This window comes from Hymenobacter metallicola (genome assembly GCF_004745645.1).
Lineage (GTDB): Bacteria > Bacteroidota > Bacteroidia > Cytophagales > Hymenobacteraceae > Hymenobacter > Hymenobacter metallicola.
Genome location: NZ_SRMB01000004.1, coordinates 55346 through 77181, shown reverse-complemented (window position 1 = coordinate 77181; position 21836 = coordinate 55346). Strand labels below are relative to the sequence as shown.

Here is a 21836-nt window from a genome sequence, read left to right as displayed (position 1 = left end):
GGGCAGGTGTCTACCTTAGCAAGGTAAACAGGCGCGGGTGGCTCCCGAAAGAAATGGCTTTCACAGCATCGGATGAATCATGAATAACTGGGCTTCTTTCTGGCGGTACGTGTGCAGCTTCTGGGTAGTGCTGGCCCTGAGCGGCGCCCGGGCAGCGCCCCCCACCCGGGCCACGGTGTACGTGTTCCTGTCCGATACCTGCCCTATCTGCCAGAGCGCCACGCTCACGCTGCGGCAGCTGCACAGTGCCTATGCCAGCCAGGGCGTGCAGTTTGTGGGTGTTTTTCCGGATCAGCAGCTGCGGCCCGCCGACCTGATTTTGTTTGGTAAGCAGTACCGGCTGCCGTTTCCGCTGCGCCTGGATGAAGGCCAGGTCCTGACACGGCGCTTCCAGGCGCGCATCACGCCCGAGGTAGTGGTGGCCGCCGCCGATGGGCGCACGGTGCTCTACCAGGGCCGCATCGACGACTCTTACGCCCGACTCGGGCAGCGCCGCACGGTTATTACCCACCACGAGCTGCAGGACGCGCTGGCCGCTATTGTGGCCGGGCAGCCGGTGGCCCAGGCCCGCACCGAGGCCGTGGGCTGCTTTATCACGCAATTTCGGCCCTAACAGACCCTGGCAAGGTTCCGCCGCAGAATTCAGTTATTTGCGAGCTGTAATCAGCTAAGAAGTTACCGCATGAACATTCTCTACGGGGTGCCCGGGGAAGGGCTGGGCCACGCAACGCGCAGCAAAGTCGTTATCGGGCACTTGCTCAGCCAAGGTCATAATGTGTGCGTGGTCAGCAGCGCCCGGGCCTATCAGATGCTGGCTACCAACTTTCCGGGGCGGGTGCACGAAATCCGGGGTTTTCATCTGGCCTACCGCAACCTGGCCGTGTCCAAGTCGCGCACGGCGGCCCTGACCCTGCGGACGGCCCCGGAGAAACTGCGCGTCAACTTCGCCAAGTACCGGGAGCTGCTCTGCGACTTCACCCCCGAGCTGGTGATTTCCGACTTTGAGTCGTTTAGCTATTTCTTTGCCCGCTGGCGCCGCCTTCCCCTAATCAGCATCGACAACATGCAGATCATCAGCCGCAGCCAGCTGGATATCGTCGTGCCCCGCGCCGAGCGAGGCAACCTGAATCTGGCCCGGCAGATTGTGCGGGCCAAGCTGCCCCGCAGCCGGCATTACTTGGTTACTACGTTTTTTCAGCTGCCCGTTAGCAAGGCCAACACGACGCTGGTGCCCCCCATTATCCGCCCCGAAATTCTGGCGGCCCAGCCCACCACCGGCGAGCATGTGCTGGTGTATCAGTCGGCTACCAACCAGAAGGATCTGGTGCCCATGCTGCAGCAGTTGCCCAGCCAGCAGTTTCGCGTGTACGGGTTCAACAAGGAGGAAAGTCATGGCAACGTGCAGCTGCGGGCTTTTAGCGAGCAAGGCTTTATCGAGGATCTGGCCAGTGCCCGGGCCGTTATTACCAACGGCGGCTTTTCTCTGATTAGCGAAGCCGTGTACTTGCACAAGCCCATCTGCGCCATTCCGATTCCGGCTCAGTTTGAACAATTTCTCAATGCGGCCCAAGTTGAAAAGCTGGGCTACGGCCGCCATTTCGATGCCCTAACGGCGGATAACGTCAAGGCTTTTCTCTACGACTTGGCAGGTTATGAGCAAGCCTTGCTTGGCTACAGCCAACCCGGCAACGAAACCTTGTTTCAGCACCTCGACGGTTTGGTGCGCGAACTTGAGACTGTATCGGTAGCTTCGTAAGCTCCTTAGGCGCGGCTGAGCAGCAGCTGGCGTTAGTTTTAAGCAGAGTTTGGCCCCAACCATAGCAGCGGCGGGCTATTTTGGCTATTTTGGGGCAACCATGACCTACCACAACTTCCGTCGTCGAGCCTGGGCTGCCACCATTTTGGGGTGCTGGGGGCTAAGCTTCGCGGCCTGCACTACCAGCTCCCGTACTGCTTCGGTAGCTACAGCCACCAACAAGTTCACCGATGCCACGCTGCGCCAGATTGCCACGGCCCAGGATGAGCGGCAGACGACGGCTCTACTGCCGTTTTTAGAACGGCCGGAAGTTATTTACCGGCGCGAGGCCGCCCTTGCCTTAGCTTCGGTGCAAGACAAAGCTAGTGTAGCGGCGCTCACGGCCCGCCTCGGCGATGAGGATGCCAGCGTACGGGTAGCGGCGGCCTATGCGCTGGGGCAAACGGCCGATACCACGGCCGAAGTGGCTCTGCGGGAGCGTATTTTTCAGGAAAAAGACGCACTGGCCCGCCAATATGCCCTAGAAGCCCTGGGAAAATGCGTGTCGCGAGCCGGCCTGAACATTCTGGCCCGGCTTCCCCCGGCTATGGGGGCCGATACGGCAGCCTTGGCCGGGCAGGCCTGGGGACTCTACCGGGCCGGTCTGCGCGGCGTTACCTCCGAAGCGGCGGTGGCACGCCTAGTACAGTTGCTCAACCCGGCCAACCCCTACCGGGCCCGGTTGGCGGCGGCCAATGCCCTGGCCCGTACGCGCGGCCTCAACCTGAATTCCTACGCCGGAACTATTGGCAGCGTCGCCCAGGCCGACCCATCGTACGCGGTCCGTAGCGCGGCCGCCGCCGCATTAAGTAAAGCCAGCCAAGCGGCTTCGGTGCCCGGCGTGCTGACCACGCTGGCGCGCCGCGACCCCGACTACCGGGTGCGCATCAGCGCCCTGCGGGCCATGACGGCCGCCCAGTATGCCCCGGTAAAAGAGGCTGCCTGGGCCGCTCTTACCGACCCGCATGAGCAGGTAGCCCTGGCCGCCGCCGAGTTTTTTCTGACTCATGCGGCCGGGGAGCCCGGGGCCCTGTTTTTGGAGAAAGCCAATAAGCTCAGCGCCTGGCGCCCCCGCGCTACGCTGCTGGCCGCCGCCCTGAAGCTGGGCGGAGCCGAACAAAACGCCATGCGCACGGCCGTGCAGGAGCGCTATACCGCCGCCACTGACCCGTATGAAAAAGGCTATTTGCTCAAGGCCTTGGGAGAGGACCCCGGTGCCTATGAGTTTATAAGCAAAGCCATCTTTGCTCCCGACCGGCCGCTGGTTGTCGGTACGTATGGCATCGAAGCTTTGGTCGCCATGCGTCGTCTGCCGCAGTTCCCAGCCGAGCAGCAGGCGACCTTTGCCCTGGCGATGCAGCGGGCCATTGCCAGCGGTGACGTCGCCCTCATGGGCACGGCTGCCGAAGCCATCCGCGACCCGAAACTGGACATGCGCCGGGTGTTTGCCAATGCTGATTTTCTGAAACAGGCCCGGGAAAAGCTGGTGCTGCCCCGCGACCTGGAAGCCTGGCAGTCGCTGCAGCAAACCATCGACTTCCTGGAAAAAAAGCAAACCGCGCCATTCCCGGTGGCTCAGGCCGCCACGCACCCTATCGATTGGGGAGCCGTGCAGGCTATTCCGGCCGGGCAGCGCGCCATGATTAAAACCAGCAAAGGTTCGGTCGTTTTCCGCCTGCTGGTCAACGAGGCCCCGGGCTCGGTAGCCAGCTTCGTGGCGTTGGTCAACCAGGGTTTCTACAATGGCAAAAACTTTCACCGAGTGGTGCCCAACTTTGTGGCCCAGGGCGGCTGCCCGCGCGGCGACGGCTGGGGCAGCTCCGACTACAACCTGCGCTCCGAATTTGCCGACCTGCGCTACGGGGAAGGTGCCGTCGGGCTGGCTTCGGCGGGCAAAGACACGGAAAGCTGCCAGTGGTTTATTACCCACGCGCCCACGCCTCACCTGGATGGGCGCTACACCATCTTTGCCCAGGTAGTAAGCGGAATGGAGGTAGTGAGCCGCCTGGAAATAGGCGACCGGATCGAGCGTATCGAGTTGCTGCGCTGAGCGCATTATTTACATTCGGGTTACAACAACAGCGGCGGCCATCAGAGGCCGCCGCTGTTGTTGTATAGAAGTAGCTTCGCTTATTGCTTCACGAGGCGAATTGCTTTGCCTGAAACCCCGGCTCCATTCACCTGCACCAGGTAGGTGCCGGCGGGCAGGGTGGCAGGCAGCGTTATCTGCGTATCAGTTGGGCTCGTTAGGGTGTGGCGCAGTACGAGGCGGCCGGTCAGGTCGGTGAAGGAAACCTGCAGGGGCCCGCTCACCGGAGCTGAGAACTGCAGAGTGGTATAGGCAGTGGCTGGGTTGGGGGCCAACATCAGCTTGGCGGCTGCCACGGGCCCGGGGGTGCGCGTCACGGTGGCTACTGGGGAGTAGGCTAGTTTGCCGTCCGTATCTTCCTGCCGCAGCCGATAGTACACCTGGCTTTGCACTCCAGGTACCTGATCCTGATACGTGTAGGCGTGGGGCGTGCTGACCGTACCCTGACCCGCTACAAATCCGAGCTGGGCCCACGTTTTAGCATCGAAGCTCCGTTCAACTGCAAAACCCTTGTTGTTGTGCTCAGAAGCCGTTTTCCAGTCCAGAGTTACCAGGCCCGGCTGCCGCTCGGTCGCCGTGAAGCTAACCAACTCCACAGGTAAGGGGTTGACATCCGACGACAAGGAGCCAAACGTGAAGGCCCCGAAGCTGGCTACGGGCCCTGCCGAAGCTACCGAACCCGCTGGCAAAGCCCCGCTCAAGCCGCCGTTCCCTTCCGATACCCAGATCGAGCCATCGTAGCGGGCTACTTGCAGGTCGTTGGAAAATTCATCGATGCCGCTCCGGCTGCTATTTTCCCAGTACAGGCGCACACTTACGGCATCCGTTGAGCCGGCGCGGTCCAGGTTCCAGTATTCCAGCGCACTTACTTCGCTAAGCGGAGCTGCTGCCGCCCGGGTGCCGAAACCCGCTGCGAAATATTCACCGGTAAAAGCGGAAGCGGTGCTGGCCGGGGCCGAAATAGCCATCCGGGCCCATACGCCCGCTTTGCCGAGCGGAAAGACGAAGGCTGAATTGCCGAGCTTGCGTAGCGGGCCGTCGACGTAAGAAGCCGCATTGCCCTCGGAGGCAGTAGCGTCGGCCGTCAGCGTTAGCAAATTGGCCACCGAAGAGCGAATCAGCCCAGAAGTCAGCGTCAGGTTACCGGCTAGGCTAAAGGGCGCGGCCAGACTGGCTTGCTTGCCCGGGGCATTGACAATGAGATTTTGCAGGGTGGTGGCTCCGTCGTTGGTCAGCGTCACGGTTTTACTAACCGTAGCGGTACCATCGTACAGGCCGGCCACCAGTTCCAGAGTGCCATTTTCAGCTACCATCGTCAGGCCTTCCTGCAGGCAGGACGCAGGGCCCAGGTTGGGGCTAAACCGGTCGATGTGCAGGTAGCTCAAGTCGCTCTGAAAGCCCGGAGTGGGGGCCATGTCGGTGCGGGCGTGTAAGAAGGGCGTGTAGTCGAGGCGGCCGGTGTTTTCCAGGGATGAAACCTGCGCAAAGTTGGTAGCCGGGCCTCCGAGCGTAATCAGCAAGCCATTCTGCCCGCTGGCTCCCCGCACGCTCGTGGCCTGGTTGCTGCCCAGCCAGTTCATGGAGGCATTGACAACGGCCGTCAGATTCACGGCCCGCAGGGAAGTGGTGCAGGAATCGAGACGGTTGTTGCGGATACTGTCGCCAACGGAGGTAAGGGAGGAATTGCGGTCAATGTCAAAGAAGGGAGTCGAGCCGGAGCTGTTGGCGGGCCGGTCTTGCACCTGAATGCCACGCTGGCACTGGGCAATGATGTTGCCGAAAGCCTTGTTGTTGGCGCCCTCCAGCACCATGCCGAAGCCATTGATGTTGATTGCCGTGCGGAACGCATCAGCCAGGTAGCCCCGCACGATGTTGTTTTGAATATAGGCCCCGCCCGTAGTCAAGTCGCCAGTTACGCCGCCCCCGGTCGGAATAATATTCCGGTCCCGGTCGATGAAGGCAATACCCGCGTTGTCTTCCGACAAGTTGGTTGGGGCCCCCACGGTGCGCACCACGTAGTTGTTGCGCACTACGAAGCTTCCAGGGCCACTGCCGCGGCCGTTGCCCGTGCACGACTTCAACTCGATTCCGTTGGAGGCGTTGTTGCGGACAAAGTTGTTCTCAATCAGAGCGGCTGGCGTGAGAAAGACTCCTTCCGCATTCCGCAATCCGGCGGCTCCCAGCACGGCCAGCGCCGGCCCCAGGTTGAACCCGAAACGGCAGTTGCGAATAACCAGGCCGCTCACGCTACCGTCGTTGATGTCGATACCGGCGCGGCGGTTCTGCTCAAACACCCCATCTTCGATCAGGATATTGATTTTGCTGCCGTTAACCATAAACAGGCCCCGGCCCGCCCCGTTATTGCGCGTGTTCGGGTCCAGGGCGGTTTTGGTGGCGCGTACGCGCCGAAAGGTGATGTTCTCAGTATAGTTGGGGAAGCCGTTCCAGTAAATGCCGAACTGCCGGTTTTGAGTAGTCGCGACGTCTTCTATCAAAAAATTGGAGTGATTTACCTGGTTGTCGGTTTGAATTCCGTAGTCATAGGCCCGCACCTTCAGGTCGGCAATCGTCAGCGGATTGGTGGGCGTGCCACCAGTAGCCGTAATGAAAATGCCGGTTTCCTGAGTTTGCACGTCGCTGGGGGCCAGGCCGCCGTCAAACACGGTGCGCGCCGTATCTACGCCCTGCAAGCTGACATTCTTGTTCAGGACCACGCGCTCCGAGTAAGTGCCGGCATCGATGAAGATGGTGGCCGTACTGGCATCGGCGCTGGCCAGGGCCCGGGCTACGGTGGCATACGGGGCACTGCTGGTTCCATTGCCAGTGGCATCATTGCCGGCGGAAGTGGTAAACACGTCACCAGCCTGCACTGCATCATTCACATACAAAGCCGCTGCCGCCGGGCGGGCCGTCTGGGCCTGGGCACCGGGCAGGTAGCTGCCGCTCAGAAAAACGAATAAGCCGAGTAAGGCGCGTTGTACAGAGTGTTTCATTGCCAGAATGGGAAAGTTCAGTTGGCCCCTGAACGGCATTTACGTGGTCCAGGTTAGGAATAATTCAGTTTTTTATGACTTGTGTACCTAATTTTTTTTGTTAATGTCATAGGCCCAGAACGTATCAGGAACGTAGTGGGGTAGTAGTATCTAAGATAAAGATAAGTTATTGTTTGATAGATGTATATAAATAGAATTATTATCTGGGATATTGGGTGGAGTAAATAGCTGAACGATACAGAAGTTGGTTTTTTGCTAAGGTTTTTTTCTTAATCCGAATCAGATTAGTACAACTAGCTATCAACAAAAACGCCGGACTGCAAGGAGTCCGGCGTTCCAAAAGTGGGAATAAGCGCTAGGCTTGTTCATCCTCCCGCCCGTGCACCTGGGCGGGCGGCGTAGTTGCCTCCACTGCTGTGAAAGCTTCCAGAATCTTGTAGGTATGCGAAGAGCCTTTGGGCACTACCCACGAATTACCGGGTTCCAGGACGACCATTTGCCCCTCGAGGTGTAGCTCGGCCCGGCCGCTGATAACGTAGCCCACCGTCTCGTAAGGCCGCGTCACGGCCGCTTTGGCCTCGCCGGGCTGTTCATTTTCCCATAAGCGCATCGACACATGTACGCCCGAGGCCAGGTATTTTTCGCCGTCGTGGCCTTTGGGTGAGTGGCGCGAATCAATTTTAGTGATGGTGGTATCAGCCATGATAGGGGGAGGTAGGGTGAATGGTTGGGAATAAAGACAAACTACCCAACCTAACGCATGGCACCGGACAGCGGTTGTGTGTCAAACCTTCCGGGACACTATTGGTTGCAGCATACGTGCTGCCGGTTATCTTGCCAGCGCAAGCTGCCCGCTGTTTCGGGCGGCCCGAATTTTTGTACCGTCTCATGCACGCCGCTTTCATTCAGTCCCTGGCCCTCGCCCACCAGCAGGCCACGGCCCCTTTGCCCGGTCCGGCCTTTTGCCTTCTTGCCGACCAACTACTGCAGGTGTTGTTTCCCGAGCGCACCGCCCGTCCGCTCAATGGTACCGACGCCGTAGAAGCCGTGCTTTATCATTGGCAAACCGAGCTAGCCGAGTTGCTGCGGGCCGTGCTGGCTCCTAAGGAAGCCGAGCAGATTGCCGCTACCTGCATGCAGGGCCTGCCCCAGCTCCGCGAATTGCTTCTGCGTGACGCCGCCGCTATTGTGGCCGCCGACCCCGCCGCGCAGGGTAGTGCTGAGGTAATCAGCACCTACCCCGGCTTTTATGCCATTGCCTTGCACCGCTTCGCCCACGCCCTCTACCAGTTGCAGGTTCCCCGGGTACCGCGGTTGCTGAGCGAATACGCCCACACCCGCACCGGTATCGACATCCATCCCGGGGCCCGCATCGGCCCTTCCTTCTGCATCGACCACGGTACGGGTATCGTGATTGGTGAAACGGCCATTATCGGAGCCCACGTTAAGATCTTTCAGGGCGTTACGCTCGGAGCCTTGAGTGTAGCCAAGCATATGGCCAACATCAAGCGCCATCCTACCATCGAAGACCATGTGGTGGTGTATGCCGGCGCTACTATTCTGGGCGGCAGCACCGTCGTGGGCAGCCACAGCATGATTGGCGGTAATGTCTGGCTCACAGAAAGTGTACCTTCCCATTCCCGGGTTTATCATCGGGCGCAGATCCAGGTCACCCGCTCCGAAGATCCCACGGCCGATATTTCCTTTTCCATCTAAAAAGTAAAGGCGCGCCGGAAGGAAGGCTTTTTCAGCCTGTTGTATTTTCCGCTCGCCCTACGGTTTCCTCAACTCAATACCCTCACTTACCGCTGAACCAATGAAAGCCAACACCATTCTTGACACCATCGGCAACACTCCTCTGCTCCGCCTGAACCGTCTTTTCGCCCACCGCCCCGACGTTGAGGTGTGGGTGAAGCTGGAGCGGGCCAACCCCGGCGGCAGCATCAAAGACCGGATTGCCCTTTCGATGATTGAACAGGCCGAGCAGGATGGCCTGCTAACCCCCGACAGCCTGATTGTGGAGCCAACCTCGGGCAACACCGGCGTGGGGCTAGCCATGGTAGCGGCCGTAAAAGGCTACAAGCTGACGTTGGTAATGCCCGAGTCGATGTCGATTGAGCGGCGGCGTCTGATGGCCGCTTACGGAGCCAACTTAGAACTCACGCCCCGGGAAAAAGGCATGAAGGGCGCCATTGAAAAAGCCCACGAACTAGTCCGCGACACGCCTGGAGCCTGGATGCCCATGCAATTCGAGAACCCGGCCAACATCAAGGTACACGCCGAAACCACGGCCCAGGAAATCCTGCGCGATGCTCCCGAAGGCTTCGACTTTCACATTACCGGCGTAGGTACCGGGGGCCACATCACGGCCGTAACAGAAGTGCTGAAGCCTCTGTATCCGCAGATGCAGACATTTGCCGTAGAGCCCGAGCTTTCTCCCGTTATCAGCGGCGGAGCCCCCGGGCCGCACCCAATTCAGGGAATCGGGGCCGGCTTTATTCCGGCCAACTTACACACCGAGATTCTGGACGGTACCATTCAGGTGAGCCAGCAGGAAGCCTTCGACATGGCCCGTCGGGCGGCACGGGAAGAGGGGATGTTCATTGGCGTATCGTCGGGGGCCTCCTTGGCTGCCGTGGCTAAGAAGCTGCCCGATATGCCTCAGGGTAGCCGAGTTCTTACCTTCTGCTACGACACGGGCGAGCGGTACCTCTCGGTCGATGGATTGTTCGTTTAGTGTAGCTTCCTGTACAGAAAAAAAGGCCACCCGTGGGGGTGGCCTTTTTTATGTCTCGCTTGGTCGGAATGAAACCAATTACAATAAAAAAGCCCAACCTCATGGTTGGGCTTTAAGTGGAGAATATCGGAGTCGAACCGATGACCTCTTGCATGCCATGCAAGCGCTCTAGCCAGCTGAGCTAATCCCCCGTTTGTCGTATTCCGCAGTCATCTACCGTGGAATGATGATGCAAAGGTAAGGCGCGTTTTAGAATGTGCAAGCCCTGGTGAATAAAAAAACGCTTCAAAAACGCATCAGCTTGATAACTAGCCATAAAAAAAGCGGGTGGAACATGGTTCCACCCGCTTTCGGGACTGCTCTACTCTAGGAGTAGATTAGTTGAAGATGTAACGCAGGCCCAACTGGATGCGCCAGCGTGAACCTTCACCCGTGTTGTACCGGAAGGTTTCCGTCAGCGCGGTGCCGGCCGTTACCGAGTTGTCGCTGTTGCGAACTGGGTTCGACAGGTAGGGGTAGGTGAAGCGGGGCTTGCCAGTAGTCTGATCGAAGTCCGAGAAGGACAGCAGACCCGAGCGGTTGGAGCTCTGGCTTACACCCCAGTTCTTGTTGATCAGGTTACCCAGGTTGAAGATGTCCATGCTGAACTGCAGGGAGTTCTTCGAGTTACCGATGTTGGTGAACACGTCCTGGAGCAGACGGGCATCAATGAAGTTTACCCAAGGAGCTACGGCGCCGTTACGCTCAGCGTACTCGCCCCGGCGGTTCTTCAGGTAGTCGTCCTGCTTGATGTAGGCATCCAAGTCAGCCCACTGCTGAGCAGCGGAGTAAACACCGCCACCCTGAGCAGCCGTCAGCGTGATGTCGCGCAGTACGATTTCGCTCTGGTCGCGGGGGATGTAGATCAGGTCGTTGTTCAGGTTGTTGTCACCGTTCAGGTCACCGTTGTAGGTGTAAGAGAAGCGGCCCTGAGGACCGGCATCCATGAAGAGCGAAACAGCCGTGGCCAAGTGGTTGATGTACTCCTTGCGGTAGGTGAGCGAGCCCACGATACGGTGCTGCTGCAGGAAGTTCGAGTAGCTGATGATGTCTTCGTTCGGGTCGCCAGGAACTACCCGGTCACGCCAGATCGACTGAGCAACAGAGCCACCGTCGTTCACTGACTTAGCATCGGCGTAGTTGTAAGCCAACGAGGCCGAGAAACCATTCGAGAAGGTCTTCTGCAGCTGAGCCGTCAACGTGTACGAATACCCTTTGTTGGTATTCTTCATCACAATAGCGTCGGTGATGTTCGAGTTGATGCGGTCAACACGGGTGTTGAGAGCAGTCGGGTTGCGGAACAGTACGCGGTTGTCGGCACCGGCAGCACGTACCTGCGAATTCGGCAGGTTAGCATTGATGTGGTACACAGCGTTCAGGTCGCGGGTATAAATACCTTCCAGGGTCAACAGCACATCGCCGGGCAGGCGCTGGTCGATGGCCAGGTTGGTACGCCATACTTGGGGGAAGCGGAAGTTCGGATCGGTCAGAGCCAGGTTGTAGCTAGCAGCGGCCGTAGCATCAGCCGGCAGGTTGGCGTTTACGTCGTTCGAGAATACAACCGGACGAGTGTTGTTGTTGGGGTTCGTATCGGTGTTGTTACCGGGCACGGTGGTGCTGCGGTAGGTACCGAACTGCACGCCGTTGTTAGACGCCTGGTTCGAGATGTATACGTACGGAACACGGCCGGTGAATACGCCGGTACCACCACGCAGCTGCGTCTTCTGGTCGTCGTTCACATCCCAGTTGAAGCCTACGCGGGGCGACCACAGAGCCCGGGTCTTCTGCACACGGTCGGTTTCCAGTTTCTCGCCGTTACGGAACGTCAAGTTGGCAGCCTGCTCGTTGCGGGCAATTTCGGTGTTAACAATCGGAATATCGGTACGAATACCAACCGTTACTTTCAGGTTCGGACGGATGCTGAATTCATCCTGGGCGAAGAAGCCTAGCTGCACTGCTTTGATGTCGGCGAAGGGGAAGCTGCGGTCAGCCAGGGCCGAGTAGCGCAGTTCGTAGTCGCTGATGGCAGCGTTGTTAGCCCCACCCGGACGGGGAGTCAGGGTACCAGCAGCGGGGTCGTAGTTGAAACCAGCGGCCTGGTAGAAGTTCGACAGCGACGAGAAGCGGTAACGGCCGTAGAAGTTAGGAGCAAAACCGTTGCGGAACTTGTAGGCTTCGTTGTAAGTACCCACCGTTACAACGTGCTTGCCCAGGGCAATCGACAGGTTGTCCGAGAACTGGTAGGTATCCGTGTTCAGGATGTTGTTGGCCGAGAAGGGCTCATAACCGAAGGCGGTGAAAGCCTGGCCCGAACCGTTTTCGATGTCAACCAGCGGGAAGATACCGCCCGAGCTTTCCCGGAAGTCACGCATCCGTACTACGCCCAGCTGCACCTGGTTCGAAATACGCGACGAAATCTGCGAGTTCAGTTCGGCCGTGTACGAGTTCAGGTTGTTGTTGATGCGGTAGTAAGCAGCCAGGAAGGGCAGGTTGGTGTTCGTCGGGCCACGGCCGTTCGAAGGAGCGCCCGAGGTGCTCGGCGGTACGTCACGGTAGGACTTCAAGTACACATACTTGAAGTTGAAAGTGTTCTTGGAGTTGATGTTCCAGTCCAGTTTAGCCGACAGCTTGTCGCTGTAGGTGTCCAGACGGTAGTTTTCGAACGGGCCGGCGTTGTAGCCGTACTGCGTCTGCAGGAAGTTGGACAGCTGCGTCAGTTCGCGGTAGCTAGCCTGCGAGGTGCTTGAGCCAGCGCCGGGAGCAGGCGTTTCGCCGGGACGGTTGGAAATAAAGATGCTGCCTGGGTCGTCGCGACGCTCCGCTTCAGCACTTACGAAGAAGAACAGTTTGTCCTTGATGATGGGACCACCTACCCGGGCACCGATCTGCCACAGGCTGAAGTCAGGATAAGCCTGATTCAGGTCACGTACGCGGTCAGCTACCAGGTTGTCGTTACGACGGAACGTGTAAACCGAGCCCGAGAATTTGTTGGTGCCCGAACGGGTTACGGCGTTGATGCCGGCGCCGGTGAAAGCACCCTGACGTACGTCGAAAGGAGCCAAGTTCACCTGAATTTCTTCAATAGCGTCCAGCGAAATGGGCTGGGAGTTAGCCTGGCCACCAATGGTAGACGACAAACCAAACGAGTTGTTGAACAGCGCACCGTCGATGGTAACGTTGTTCGACTGGCCGCTACGACCACCGATGCTCAAACCACCGCGGTTGGCCTGGGGGGTCAGACGGGTGAAGTCGTCAAACGAACGGCTCAGCGTGGGCAGACGCTCGATTTGCTCGCGCTGTACGTTGGTAGCAGCACCGGTGCGGTCCGAGTTGATAACCTGGTCCCGGCGGCCGCTTACGACAACTTCGCCCAGGGTTTGCTCCGATTCGCTCAGGTTAATATCCAACCGCAGGTTCTGGCCCAGGGTTAGGAAAATGCCTTCACGGACGGCCTCTTTGTAGCCAATAAAGGTTACACGTACTGAGTAAGGACCACCTACCCGCATGCCGTTGATGTTGAAGCGGCCTTCGGAGTTGGTGGGCGATACGTATTGGGTGTTCGTAGGCGTGTGTACGGCAATTACCGTTGCACCAGGCAAACCAGCTCCAGACTTGTCGGTAATAATACCGTTCATTGCTGAAGTAGTTACCTGACTCCACGCCCCTGGGGCTGACAACAGCGTCAACACCAACAAGAGTAAGAGGCGTAAACGTGAATGTTTCATAAATGGGTAAGTAGGTGAAAAAAGAGGAAGCTTAAATTGTAAGGGGACGCAAAAGTAAGGACGATTTCTACCGGGTTCGTTACCAAATCATTGTCTTTGGTCTCCGCCAGCCACTCAGCAACTTCAACACCACAAAGGTAAGGGGGAAATTCACAATCTTGGTCTAACTGCTTTGATAAACCGACTAAGATAATAGTCACTCTCCAGGCTGTTCTCAATTACACCTAAAGAGCTGGAGGAGTGGATGAACTGTACGCTCTCCGGGCTGGCTTCCGTCACAAGTCCCACGTGAGTAATCGTGTTGCTGCCAGGTGAACCTCCGAAAAATACCAAATCGCCCGCCTGTAGATCTTGGGGTTTCACTGGCGTGCCCCATAGAGCCTGCTCGTTGGAGGAACGTGGGATCTGTACCTCAATGGCGGCGAAGGCCGCACACAACAGACCCGAGCAGTCCATGCCCAGGCGGGTGGTGCCGCCGTATTTGTAGGGAGTGCCTTCGTAGGACCGGGCCGCTTCAATAACTGTCGCTAAGTCCTTCGAAATATTGGCTGAGCTAGTCGAGCGTTTCACAACCGTCTTGGACTTGCCAGCCGGGGAAGAAATTTTAGATTTGGCTTTCGCCACTGGTCGGGCTCCGCGCCGGCGGCGCTCCTCGGCTTTCATGCGGGCCATTTCACGCGCCGAGTAATAACGGCCGTTACGCTGGTTGAGCTTGCGGGAGCCCCCGCAACTAGCCAACAACACTAAGACACTAAGTAGTACAAGTGGCATCCAACGAAGCTGTTGGAGCGAATACTGTACCTTCGTAAGGTGTTCCCGCATCGGGACAAAGATACGTGAATCGTTCATTCTTGCCTTCTATATATGAATTTCCAACCGCTGACTCCTGAACTGGTAGCCGCCTTCGAACAGATTATTGGGGAAGCTTATGTGCTTACTCCCCAGCGCGTGGAAGCCGATGTCTACGCCGATTATGGGCGTGACCATACCGAGGATTTGCATTTTGCTCCGGACGTGGTACTCCGGCCAGGCAACGCCGAAGAGATTAGCAAAATTGTTCGCCTCTGCCACGAGCACCATGTGCCCGTTACGGCCCGGGGCGCCGGGACCGGGCTGAGCGGCGGGGCGCTGCCGATTCACAATGGAGTAGTTATTCTCACGGATCGGCTCAATCGTATTATTCAGATAGATGAGCGCAACCTGCAGGCTACCGTGGAGCCGGGGGTAGTGAATGAGACGTTTCAGAACGCGGTAAAAGAGGTTGGGCTGTTTTACCCGCCCGACCCGGCCAGCAAAGGCAGCTGCACCCTGGGCGGCAACCTGGCCCACAGCAGCGGCGGGCCCAAAGCCGTGAAATATGGCACCACCCGCGACTACGTCCTGAATTTGGAAGTGGTGCTGCCCACTGGCGAAATCATCTGGACGGCGGCCAACACGCTGAAGAACTCCACGGGCTATAATCTTACCCAACTCATGGTGGGCTCGGAGGGTACGTTGGGCATCATTACCAAGGTAGTGTTTCGGCTTTTGCCATATCCCCAGCACAATATTCTGATGTTGGTGCCTTTCCGGCAGGAAGAGCAGGCCGCCGAGGCTGTATCGGCGGTGTTCCGGGCTGGGGTCATTCCCTCGGGCATGGAGTTTATGGAGCGCGAAGCCATAGCCTGGTCGTCCGACTACCTGAAAATTCCGCTTACCCTACCCGAGGACATCAGCGCTCATTTGCTTATCGAACTGGACGGGCAGGATATGGACCAGCTCTACAAAGAGGCGGAACAGGTGTACGGCGTGCTGGAGCGCTACGACGTGGGCGAAATCCTGCTGGCCGATAATGCCACCCAGAAAGACGAGCTGTGGAAAATCCGGCGGAACATTGGCAACTCCGTGCGCTACAACTCCGTGTACAAGGAAGAGGATACCGTCGTGCCGCGCGCCGAGCTGCCGACCTTGCTCAAGGGCGTTAAGGAAATTGGGCGGCGCTACGGTTTCAAGAGCGTGTGCTACGGCCACGCCGGCGACGGCAACCTCCACGTAAACATCATCCGGGGCGAGCTAAGCGACGAACAGTGGAACGTGGGCCTGCGCCAGCCCATTACCGAAATCTTCGAGCTATGCGTCAAGCTTGGTGGCACCATCAGTGGGGAGCACGGCATCGGCCTGGTGCAAAAGGGCTATATCGGTATTGCCCTGCAGGAAACCAACCTGGAGCTAATGCGTGGGATTAAAAGAGTATTTGACCCGCACGGCATCCTGAATCCTGGCAAAATCTTCTAGCTCTCAGCTTTTGGTGGCGCACGCCGATTGATTAGGTACGCAGCCATTGCCTGATTCTAACGGGGCAATAGAGTAGAGTTCGGCGGCCCAGTTTCCAACAAAAAGGCCACCCAAGCGGGTGGCCTTTTCTACTATACTGGTGCAATGAGTCGGCGGGTGTGGAAATAGTTGGCTACCCAATCCGAGTAATCTGGCTTGACTCGTAGGCTAGCTTTGGTCGCCTTTCAGCTTGTCTTCACCGCCGTAAGGAGCCCCGGCCGTTATATCGCCGCGCAGGCCCCCTTGCGAAACACCAGGTTGGGTGCTAGGCTGTTGGGAAGTGGTAGAGTTGTCGTTCGTTTGCACTTCGGGGCCCGAACTGGCATCGGCGCCGCCGACCATAGAAGAGGTGCTGGGCTGGCCGTTACCGGTAATGATAGTTGTCTGCTCGCCCACCGGGCCAGCCAACGCATTTACTTTTTCTACGTACTGGCGCTTGGCATCGTCCTCGCTCAGACCCTTAAACTTGCTCCACGAGTCCCATTGGGCCTGGGACATGCCGGGAGTACCGCTGGGGTTGTCGGGCGAATCGTCGCCGACTACTTCGCCTTTCGTGTCATGGTCGCCTTCGGTGGCCTGCTTGTAGAGTCCGTACAGTTCGGTCATGTGGGCGGCAGCTTTGTCGCCCGGCAGGCTGTCTACGCGTGATACAGCGGCTTCAAATTGCTGTTGTAAATCCATTTGCTGCTGAAGGTCCATAAGTCAGAAATAGCTAAAGAGTGGAAAAGTAAGAGGGTTTACTAGCATGGCACGGCTTTGGTTGCGGGGCGCCGCTGCTACTTTTTCGGAATGTAAGTCCTCAGAGTTCGTACTTTTGCCCGCCAATTATGTGTGGAATCACCGGAGTATTCGCTTTTACCGACGCAGGACGCCGCTCGCTGTCCGCGTTGCATGCCTCAACCGATGCTATTGTTAGCCGCGGGCCTGATTCACAGGGGCATTTTGTGTACGATCGTTGCGGTCTGGGTTTCCGCCGCCTCGCTATTCTCGACCTAACGGCCGACGGCAACCAGCCGATGACCGACGAGTCGGGCCGCTACACGATTGTCTTCAACGGCGAGATTTTCAACTTCAAGGAGTTGCGCCAGAAGCTGATCAAGAAAGGCCACCGGTTCCATTCCCAAACAGATACCGAGGTAATTCTGAACCTCTACATCTCCGAGGGCCGGGGCTTTTTGAAGAAGCTTAACGGCTTTTTTGGGCTGGCTATTTACGACAAGGAAGAAGATTCCCTGTTCATTGCCCGCGACCGGATGGGGGAGAAGCCCATTCTGGTGTACCGCGACGAGGACAAGATGTTCTTCGCCTCGGAGATGAAGTCGATGCTGGCCCTGGGCGTGCCCCGCAAGCTCGACTACGTAGCCCTGAGCCACTATCTGCAGCTCAACTATATTCCCGGCCCGGCCACGATTTTTAAAGGCGTCAAGAAGCTGCTGCCCGGTCACTACCTCTTTATTAAAGGAGGCAAAGTAGTCAAGAAGCGTTACTACAAGATTCCGTACGACCCGAAGAAGACGGCTAAAAACAAGCTCACGTACGAGGAGCAGCAGAAAAAACTGGTTAACCTGCTCGACGACGCCACGGCTCGCCGCCTTGTGGCCGACGTGCCCGTGGGCGCCTTCCTAAGCGGCGGCATCGACTCGTCGGTCATCGTAGCCCTGGCCTCGCGCCATACCCAGCACCTGAACACGTTCAGCATTGGGTACCGGGATGAGCCGTTCTTCGACGAGACCAAGTACGCCAAGCTGGTGGCTGAGCGCTATAAAACCAACCACACGGTTTTCTCGCTTACCAACCAGGACCTCTACGACCACATCTTCGACGTACTCGACTACATTGACGAGCCCTTCGCGGATTCTTCGGCCCTGGCCGTGTACATTCTCAGCAAGCGTACCCGCGAGAAAGCCACGGTGGCCTTGTCGGGCGACGGGGCCGACGAAATGTTTGCCGGCTACAACAAGCACATGGGCGAGTTCCAGGTGCGGCAGGGCGGCTTCAAGGCCGAAGCCGTAACGGGCCTAAACTTGCTCTGGGATGTGCTGCCCAAGTCGCGCAACTCCTTTTTCGGCAACCGCATCCGGCAGTTCCAGCGCTTCTCGCGCGGTATGCTCAGCGGCCCCAAAGACCGGTACTGGGATTGGGCCACGTTTGTCAACGAAAAGGACGCCCGCAACCTGCTCAGCGCCGACTCGCGCCGCAAAGTCGGCAAGAAGTTGGCCGAGAAGCGTCGCAAGGATATTCTGGAAAACCTACACGCTGACGGCGACCTGAACGAGGTGCTGCTCACGGACATGAACCTGGTGCTGCCCTACGACATGCTCACCAAGGTGGACCTGATGAGCATGGCCAACTCCCTGGAGGTACGCCCGCCCTTCCTGGACCCCAACGTGGTAAACTTCGCCTTCTCTTTGCCTACCGAAAGCAAAATCGACGCGAAGATGAAGAAGAAAATCGTGCAGGATGCCTTCCGGCCCATGCTGCCCGAGGAGCTCTACAAGCGCCCCAAGCACGGCTTCGAGGTACCGCTGCTCAAGTGGTTCCGCAACGAGCTACGTCCCCTGATTGAAGATGATCTGCTCTCCGATGGCTTCATTGAGGCCCAGGGTATTTTCAGCGTTGATGGTATCCGGGCCCTGAAGACCCAGCTGTTTTCGCGCAACCCCGGCGACGTACACGCCCGTATCTGGGCCCTGATTGTATTCCAGCACTGGTGGAAACGGTACATGATGTAAGCTAACTTCAGCTTCGTTCATGCGGTCTTTCCTCTTTTGTTTGTCTAATGATATCAGCGTCTACTTCTTCCCTTTCAGATATTCAGGTTCCGCCGCGCACGTTGTCGATTGTTATTCCGGCATACAACGAGGCAACCACGATCCATCTGATTCTGGACCGGGTGAAGGCAGTGGAATTAGTAGGCAATCTGAGCAAAGAGGTAATCATCGTCAATGACTACTCGCGCGACCACACGGAAGAAGCAATAGAACGATACCAAGCGGCCAACCCGGATTTGCCCATTCGCTACCTGAAGCACACCGTAAACCAGGGCAAGGGCGCGGCGCTGCACACCGGTATCCGCGAAGCTACCGGCGACTACATCATCATTCAGGATGCCGATCTGGAGTACGACCCCGAGGAGTATAACCTGCTGCTCAACCCCGTGCTGCGCGGAGTCGCCGATGTGGTGTACGGGTCGCGCTTTATGGGCGGCAACCCCCACCGGATTCTGTTCTTCTGGCACAGCATCGGCAACTATTGGCTCACAATGCTCTCCAACATGTGCACCAATCTGAACCTGACCGACATGGAAACCTGCTACAAGCTCTTCCGCCGCGACCTGATTCAGGGCCTGCGTCTAGAGGAAAAGCGCTTCGGCTTTGAACCCGAGGTAACGGCCAAAGTGGCCCAGGTGCCCAACGTCCGCATTTATGAAGTAGGCATCAGCTATTACGGCCGCACCTACGCCGAAGGAAAAAAAATCGGGTGGCGCGACGGGTTTCGCGCTATCTACTGCATTCTTAAATACGGCTTGTTTGCGAAGCACTGAACCCTAGTGCCCAGCGCCTAACTTTGCGGGACTTTCCTCACCACCGCCAGTCCCGTAACGTGAGCTTGCCCGCTCTTTACTTGTAAAACACATTTGCCCACCAAACAGGCTGCCGCTAGCCACGAGCAGTTTGGGGCTTCACCTCATAATATCTCTCCCAAACACTCAACCAATATGAAAATTGCAGTAGTAGGTACCGGCTACGTAGGTCTGGTTACTGGCACATGTTTCGCCGAGGTGGGGATTGATGTCACGTGTATTGACATCGACCAAAAGAAAATTGATAACCTGCACAAGGGTATTCTCCCCATCTACGAGCCTGGCTTGGAAGAAATGGTGAGCCGCAACGTGGAGAAAGGCCGTCTGCACTTCTCCACCAGCCTGGCCGAGGGTATTAAGGATGCCGACGTGGCTTTCATTGCCGTGGGTACGCCTCCCGGTGAAGACGGCTCAGCCGACCTGAAATACGTACTGGCCGTAGCGCGCGGCATCGGCGAGAACATGAACAGCTACGGCGTTATCGTGACCAAGAGCACGGTGCCGGTAGGTACGGCTGCCAAAGTGCGCGCCGAAATCGAGCAGGCCCTGGCCAAGCGCGGCGCCGACATCGAGTTTGACGTAGCTTCGAACCCCGAGTTCCTCAAGGAAGGTGCTGCCATCGACGACTTCCTGAAGCCTGACCGCATTGTGGTGGGTGTGGCTTCGGAGCGTGCCGAGGAAGTGATGAGCAAGCTTTACAAGCCCTTCCTGCTCAACGGCCACCCGATTATCTTCATGGATATCCCCTCGGCCGAAATGACGAAATACGCCGCCAACTCTATGCTGGCGACCAAGATTTCGTTTATGAATGACATTGCCAACCTGTGCGAAATCATGGGCGCCGACGTGAACATGGTGCGCAAAGGCATTGGCTCCGATGCCCGGATCGGTACCAAGTTTATCTACCCCGGCATCGGCTACGGTGGTTCCTGCTTCCCCAAGGATGTGAAAGCTCTTATCAAGACGGCTGCTGAAAACGGCTATCAGATGCAGGTGCTCAAGGCCGTGGAAAGTGTGAACGAAGCTCAGAAGGAAGTCCTGTTCGACAAAGTGTACAAGCACTTTGGTGGCGACCTAAAGGGCAAGAAAATGGCCGTATGGGGCCTGTCGTTCAAGCCGAAGACCGACGACATGCGCGAAGCGCCCTCGCTGGTTATTATCGACAAGCTGCTCGACGCTGGCTGCACCGTTTCGGCCTACGACCCAGTGGCCATGGAAGAAGCCAAGCACTCGCTCGGCGACCGTATCACCTATGCCAAGGACGAATTTGCGGCCCTGATTGACGCTGATGCGCTGCTGGTCGTGACGGAGTGGCCTGATTTCCGCTCCCCCAACTTCGACGTGGTAGCCCGCCTGATGAAGCAAAGAACTATCTTCGACGGCCGCAACATCTACGATGCCAAAGAACTGCACGAAGCCGGTTTCACCTATCACTGCATTGGTATTCGCACCGACCACAAAGAGCCGGTAGCCTAGCTGCAAAAGGGCATCGCGGGTAATTTAAGCCCGGGATGCCCTTTTGCACGGCGCAACGCACATACCATCTACGCATAACAAGCACATCATGTCTGATAAAAAGCGTGTTCTCATTACCGGCGGCGCGGGCTTTCTAGGCTCCCACCTCTGCGACCGTTTCCTGAAGGAAGGGTACCATGTTATTGCCATGGATAACCTGATTACGGGCGACCTGTCCAACATCGAGCATCTCTTCGGCCGCGAAGACTTTGAGTTTCACCACGCCGACGTGTCGAAGTTCGTGTTCGTGCCCGGCAAGCTGGATTACATTCTGCACTTCGCCTCGCCCGCTTCGCCCATCGACTACCTCAAGATTCCGATTCAAACGCTGAAAGTAGGTTCGCTCGGTACGCACAACCTGCTGGGCCTGGCCCGCGTGAAAGGCGCCCGCATGCTGATTGCCAGCACTTCGGAAGTGTATGGCGACCCGGAAATTCATCCCCAGGTGGAGGAGTACTTTGGCAACGTGAATCCCGTAGGCCCCCGCGGCTGCTACGACGAGGCCAAGCGTTTCCAGGAAGCCATTACCATGGCTTACCATAACCACCACGGCTTGGAAACCCGCATTGTGCGCATCTTCAACACCTACGGTCCCCGTATGCGCTTGAACGACGGCCGCGTGTTGCCAGCATTCCTGTCGCAGGCCCTGCGCGGCGAGAACCTGACCGTATTCGGCGACGGCTCCCAGACTCGCTCGTTCTGCTACGTCGACGACCTGATTGAGGGCATCTACCGCCTGCTGCTGAGCGACTACCCGCTGCCCGTGAACATTGGCAACCCCGACGAAATCACCATCAAGGAGTTCGGCGAAGAAATTGCCAAGCTCATGAATGTGGAGTTCAAGCCGACTTACCAGGAGCTGCCCCAGAACGACCCGATGAAGCGCAAACCAGACATCACCAAGGCCAAGGAAATCCTGGGCTGGGAGCCGCAGGTCGACCGCGCCGAAGGGCTGCGTCGCACGTTGGAGTACTTCAAGGAGCACGTACAGGTGGCCGCCGCTGGTCAAGTAAACAATACCCCGCGTACGTTCTAGGTTGCTAGCCC

The 21836-nt window shown here is 57.8% G+C and carries 15 protein-coding genes and 1 tRNA gene; 10 read left to right on the top strand and 6 right to left on the bottom strand.

Features of this window, described 5'->3' with window-relative positions; translation table 11 throughout:
• The first annotated feature begins 79 nt into the window (after positions 1-79).
• From E5K02_RS18790 to E5K02_RS18780, 3 genes are all read left to right on the top strand, one after another.
• The gene (locus tag E5K02_RS18790; RefSeq protein WP_135396802.1) at positions 80-613 is read left to right on the top strand and encodes a redoxin domain-containing protein; all 534 of its coding nucleotides are present in this window, start codon (positions 80-82) and stop codon (positions 611-613) included.
• Positions 614-682: 69 nt separating this feature from the next.
• Complete coding sequence (locus E5K02_RS18785) at positions 683-1756, top strand: MJ1255/VC2487 family glycosyltransferase (protein ID WP_135396800.1); 1074 nt, start codon at positions 683-685, stop codon at positions 1754-1756.
• 100 nt (positions 1757-1856) lie between these two features.
• Positions 1857-3845, top strand: a complete 1989-nt coding sequence (locus tag E5K02_RS18780; RefSeq protein WP_135396798.1) for a peptidylprolyl isomerase — start codon at positions 1857-1859, stop codon at positions 3843-3845.
• A gap of 80 nt (positions 3846-3925) precedes the next feature.
• Here the strand turns inward: E5K02_RS18780 and E5K02_RS18775 are convergent, their stop codons facing one another.
• Together E5K02_RS18775 and E5K02_RS18770 are read right to left on the bottom strand one after the other, a co-directional pair.
• Positions 3926-6877 (bottom strand): T9SS type A sorting domain-containing protein, encoded by a 2952-nt coding sequence (locus tag E5K02_RS18775; RefSeq protein WP_167856490.1) that lies wholly within the window; start codon positions 6875-6877, stop codon positions 3926-3928.
• Positions 6878-7232: 355 nt separating this feature from the next.
• Entirely contained in the window at positions 7233-7580 is a 348-nt protein-coding gene (locus E5K02_RS18770; RefSeq protein WP_135396794.1) for a cupin domain-containing protein, read from the bottom strand.
• Positions 7581-7765: 185 nt separating this feature from the next.
• On the opposite strand from E5K02_RS18770, the gene E5K02_RS18765 reads away from it, so the two are divergent.
• Positions 7766-8593, top strand: a complete 828-nt coding sequence (locus tag E5K02_RS18765; protein ID WP_135396793.1) for a serine O-acetyltransferase — start codon at positions 7766-7768, stop codon at positions 8591-8593.
• A gap of 100 nt (positions 8594-8693) precedes the next feature.
• On the top strand, positions 8694-9614 hold the full coding sequence (gene cysK / locus E5K02_RS18760; RefSeq protein WP_135396791.1) for a cysteine synthase A: 921 nt from the start codon (positions 8694-8696) through the stop codon (positions 9612-9614).
• 117 nt (positions 9615-9731) lie between these two features.
• Here cysK and E5K02_RS18755 read toward each other — a convergent pair.
• From E5K02_RS18755 to E5K02_RS18745, 3 genes are all read right to left on the bottom strand, one after another.
• A tRNA-Ala gene (locus tag E5K02_RS18755) sits at positions 9732-9805 on the bottom strand.
• 186 nt (positions 9806-9991) lie between these two features.
• Positions 9992-13288: a TonB-dependent receptor gene (locus E5K02_RS18750; RefSeq protein ID WP_206025990.1), complete on the bottom strand. Its 3297-nt coding sequence runs from the start codon at positions 13286-13288 to the stop codon at positions 9992-9994.
• Positions 13289-13528: 240 nt separating this feature from the next.
• Entirely contained in the window at positions 13529-14227 is a 699-nt protein-coding gene (locus E5K02_RS18745; RefSeq protein ID WP_240737359.1) for a C40 family peptidase, read from the bottom strand.
• A 15-nt stretch (positions 14228-14242) separates the two neighbouring features.
• Between E5K02_RS18745 and E5K02_RS18740 the strand changes: the two genes are divergently transcribed.
• Positions 14243-15652, top strand: coding sequence for an FAD-binding oxidoreductase (locus E5K02_RS18740; RefSeq protein ID WP_135396787.1), 1410 nt, complete (start codon positions 14243-14245; stop codon positions 15650-15652).
• A gap of 207 nt (positions 15653-15859) precedes the next feature.
• Here the strand turns inward: E5K02_RS18740 and E5K02_RS18735 are convergent, their stop codons facing one another.
• The gene (locus E5K02_RS18735) at positions 15860-16390 is read right to left on the bottom strand and encodes an acyl-CoA-binding protein (RefSeq protein WP_135396785.1); all 531 of its coding nucleotides are present in this window, start codon (positions 16388-16390) and stop codon (positions 15860-15862) included.
• A gap of 128 nt (positions 16391-16518) precedes the next feature.
• On the opposite strand from E5K02_RS18735, the gene asnB reads away from it, so the two are divergent.
• The 4 genes from asnB to E5K02_RS18715 all read left to right on the top strand — a co-directional run bounded on the left by asnB (position 16519) and on the right by E5K02_RS18715 (position 21825).
• Positions 16519-18423: an asparagine synthase (glutamine-hydrolyzing) gene (gene asnB / locus E5K02_RS18730; protein ID WP_135396783.1), complete on the top strand. Its 1905-nt coding sequence runs from the start codon at positions 16519-16521 to the stop codon at positions 18421-18423.
• A gap of 47 nt (positions 18424-18470) precedes the next feature.
• The gene (locus tag E5K02_RS18725) at positions 18471-19235 is read left to right on the top strand and encodes a glycosyltransferase family 2 protein (protein WP_135396781.1); all 765 of its coding nucleotides are present in this window, start codon (positions 18471-18473) and stop codon (positions 19233-19235) included.
• 174 nt (positions 19236-19409) lie between these two features.
• The gene (locus E5K02_RS18720; RefSeq protein ID WP_135396779.1) at positions 19410-20750 is read left to right on the top strand and encodes a UDP-glucose dehydrogenase family protein; all 1341 of its coding nucleotides are present in this window, start codon (positions 19410-19412) and stop codon (positions 20748-20750) included.
• Positions 20751-20838: 88 nt separating this feature from the next.
• Entirely contained in the window at positions 20839-21825 is a 987-nt protein-coding gene (locus E5K02_RS18715) for a UDP-glucuronic acid decarboxylase family protein (protein ID WP_135396778.1), read from the top strand.
• The last annotated feature ends 11 nt before the right edge of the window (positions 21826-21836 follow it).